Origin of the sequence: Caloramator mitchellensis (assembly GCF_001440545.1) — a bacterium.
Classification (GTDB): Bacteria; Bacillota; Clostridia; order Clostridiales; family Caloramatoraceae; genus Caloramator; species Caloramator mitchellensis.
This window is the reverse complement of the sequence record NZ_LKHP01000036.1, coordinates 1-3,099: the sequence shown is the minus strand read 5'-3', so window position 1 is coordinate 3,099 and position 3,099 is coordinate 1. Positions and strand designations below refer to the sequence as shown.

4 protein-coding genes are annotated in these 3,099 nt (G+C 29.7%); 3 read left to right on the top strand and 1 reads right to left on the bottom strand.

All coding sequences use genetic code 11. From position 1 onward, the window contains the following. The 3 genes from ABG79_RS12060 to ABG79_RS12050 form a co-directional block, all read left to right on the top strand. Positions 1-893, top strand: an 893-nt coding sequence (locus ABG79_RS12060) for an NAD-dependent epimerase/dehydratase family protein (RefSeq protein WP_057979714.1), incomplete at its 5' end; no start/stop codon positions are given. Beyond that, entirely contained in the window at positions 886-1,995 is a 1,110-nt protein-coding gene (locus tag ABG79_RS12055) for a DegT/DnrJ/EryC1/StrS family aminotransferase (protein ID WP_057979712.1), read from the top strand. The genes ABG79_RS12060 and ABG79_RS12055, both read left to right, overlap by 8 nt. A 22-nt stretch (positions 1,996-2,017) precedes the next feature. Further along, positions 2,018-2,563: an acyltransferase gene (locus ABG79_RS12050; protein ID WP_152978258.1), complete on the top strand. Its 546-nt coding sequence runs from the start codon at positions 2,018-2,020 to the stop codon at positions 2,561-2,563. A 146-nt stretch (positions 2,564-2,709) separates the two neighbouring features. Here the strand turns inward: ABG79_RS12050 and ABG79_RS12045 are convergent. After that, positions 2,710-3,099: IS66 family transposase (locus ABG79_RS12045; RefSeq protein ID WP_152978257.1), on the bottom strand; the 390-nt coding region annotated here is incomplete at its 5' end.

Sequence of the window (3,099 nt, the reverse complement as noted above, 5' to 3'; positions counted from 1 at the left end):
ATAAAAACAATAAACTAATGATATATGATGATTTTAGTCGAAATTCCTTAAAAAATTACAAATTTTTGTTAGAGAACAATAATGTAGAAACATTTAAAGGCAGTATTTTAGATTTAAATAAATTAAAAACTACTATAGAAAAGTTTAAACCTAATATAGTAATACATTTAGCTGCTGTGGCAGGTATTGATACAGTTATAAAAAATCCAATAAAAACTATGCAAGTAAATATGATAGGAACTTTTAATGTATTGGAGTCTATAAAAAATATAGAAGTAGAAAGATTTATTAACTTTTCTACTTCAGAAGTTTTTGGTTCGTATGCATACAAAGTTGATGAAAACAATACTACGAATTTAGCACCAGTTGGAGAAGCTAGATGGACATATTCAGTTTCTAAACTGGCTGGCGAACATTTAGCATTTAGTTACTTTAAAGAAAAGGGTATACCAATTGTAAATATTAGGCCCTTTAATATATACGGCCCAGGACAAGTTGGTGAAGGAGCTATACATCAATTTATAGTTAGAGCTATTAGAAACGAAGAAATTCAAATTCATGGTGATGGTGATCAAATAAGATCTTGGTGTTATATAGATGATTTTATCAATGGTGTTATACTTTGTTTAGAGAAAGAGCAGGCTATAGGGCATACATTTAATATTGGCAATCCTAGAGGGACAATAACAATAGGAATGCTTGCAAAATTGATAAGTGATATAGCAAAGTCAAAGTCACCAATTGTATATGTTACTAAAAATTACGTTGATGTTGAATTAAGAATTCCAAGTATAGAAAAAGCAATAACAATTTTAGGATATAAGCCTAAAATTGATTTAGAAGAAGGAATTCAAAAGACAATAAATTGGTATAGAGGTGTTATAAATGATTAAACTCTCTGTTCCGGATGTAGGAGAAGACGAATTACGAGAATTAAAAAAGGTATTGGATTCAAAATGGCTAGTCCAAGGTGAAAAGGTAGATGAGTTTGAAAATTTAGTAAAAAATTATTTAGGTATAAAAAATGTTATAGCTGTTAGTAGTGGAACAGCAGCTTTACATTTAGCATTATTAGCTATTGGAATAATGCCTGGTGATGAAGTTATTGTTCCTGATTTTACTTTTCCTGCAACAGCAAATGTTGTTGAAATTGTCGGTGCAACACCTAGATTTGTTGATATAGACATAAATAGTTTTAATATTGATGTTAATAAGATTGAACGGGAAATTAATGACAAAACAAAAGCAATAATTCCAGTGCATGAATTTGGTTGTCCTGCAGAGATGGATAAAATAATAGAATTAGCTAAAAAATACAACTTAAGAGTTATAGAAGATGCTGCATGTGCATTAGGAAGTGAATATAAAGATAAAAAGGTTGGCACTATAGGAGATATTGGATGTTTTAGTTTACATCCAAGGAAAAATATCACAACAGGCGAAGGTGGATTGGTTGTAACTAATAATGATGAATTTGCAAAAAAGGTAAAAATACTTAGAAATCACGGAATTAATATTGAAAACGGGAAAATAGAATTTATTTTACCAGGATTTAATTATAGGATGACAAATTTGCAGGGAGCCTTAGGGGTAATACAAATTAAGAAAATTGATAAAATTTATGAAGAAAGAAAAAAAATAGTTGATGAATATAATAGACTGTTAAAAGATTTAGATTTAATTAGATTGCCAAATGAGGCTATAGTGGGTAAACATATATGGCAAACATATCATATACTTTTAGATAATAGAATGGATAGAAATAGATTATTAAAATATTTAAGAGAAAATGACATTGAATGTAATTATGGCGCATATGCAGTTCACAATGAGCCATACTATAAAAATAAATATAAATATAATGATGATGATTTTTATAATTCAATTTATGCTGCTACTAAAGGGGTGGCTTTACCTTTACATAGTAAATTAGGCATGAAGGTAGTTAAATATTTAGTAGATAAGATAAAAAGTTTTTGTAATGATAATGGATGATTATTTATAGAGGTGAAACCTTGTGGAAAATTATATAAAAGAATATTTGGATAAACTGAGATTTGAAATGAAAAAAAAGTATAATAGAGTTCTTCCAACAAACGAATTATTATATGATAGATGGGAAAAAGCAAAATTTTTAAATTGTGGTGAGGGAACAAGTATTTATGATACAAGTGTAATAATGGGAGATGTAGAAATAGGCAAAAATGTATGGGTAGGACCGTATACAATACTGGAAGGAATAAATGGTAAAATAAAAATTGGAGATTTTTGTCATATTAGTTCTGGAGTTCAAATTTTTACACATAATTCAGTTAAATATGTTTTAACATCAGGACAAGCAAATTTCGACAAAGGGGATGTTATAATAGGCAACAATGCTTATATTGGACCTGCAACGATAATAAAACACGGTGTTAATATTGGAAATTTTTGTGTTATTGGTGCTAATAGTTTTGTAAATAAGAATATACCTGATTATTCAATAGCATTTGGAACTCCGATAAGAATTGTTGGTAAAATTATATTAAAAGATGGAGATATTGAATTTATTTACTCGACATGAAAATGGTAGTTAGTGAAGAAGTAAATATAATGTAAGCGTCAAATCGGGACCACCTTTACAAAAAAAGCCGCATTTTATTGCGACCTTTTACTTTAACTTGGCTCTGCATTTGTCCGGTAGTTCCTTTGACCATGGAAGCAGTTTATTTAGTTCGTCCTCTTTTGTAATATCAACGTTTGGCATAGTTTCAAATACTCAAATGGAATTAATTTGTTTTCCTTCGCAGTTTCAATTATGCTATAGGTAATCGCACTTGCCCTTGCTCCTTGCGGTGTGTTTGAAAATAACCAATTTTTTCGACCTATTGCAAAAGGCTTTATTTCTCTTTCTGCACGATTGTTGCAAAGCTCAAGCCTTCCATCCTTTAGTATGTTCATCAGCTTTTCCTTATGATTAAATGAATAATTTATTGCTTTGCCATAACTTGATTTTGGAAGTGATATTGCATGTTCTTTTTCAATCCATGCGAAATAAATCTCCAACATTGGTTTAAGCCTGCTGAGGCGTTCTTCATATCGCTCTTCATAGGTTTTTTT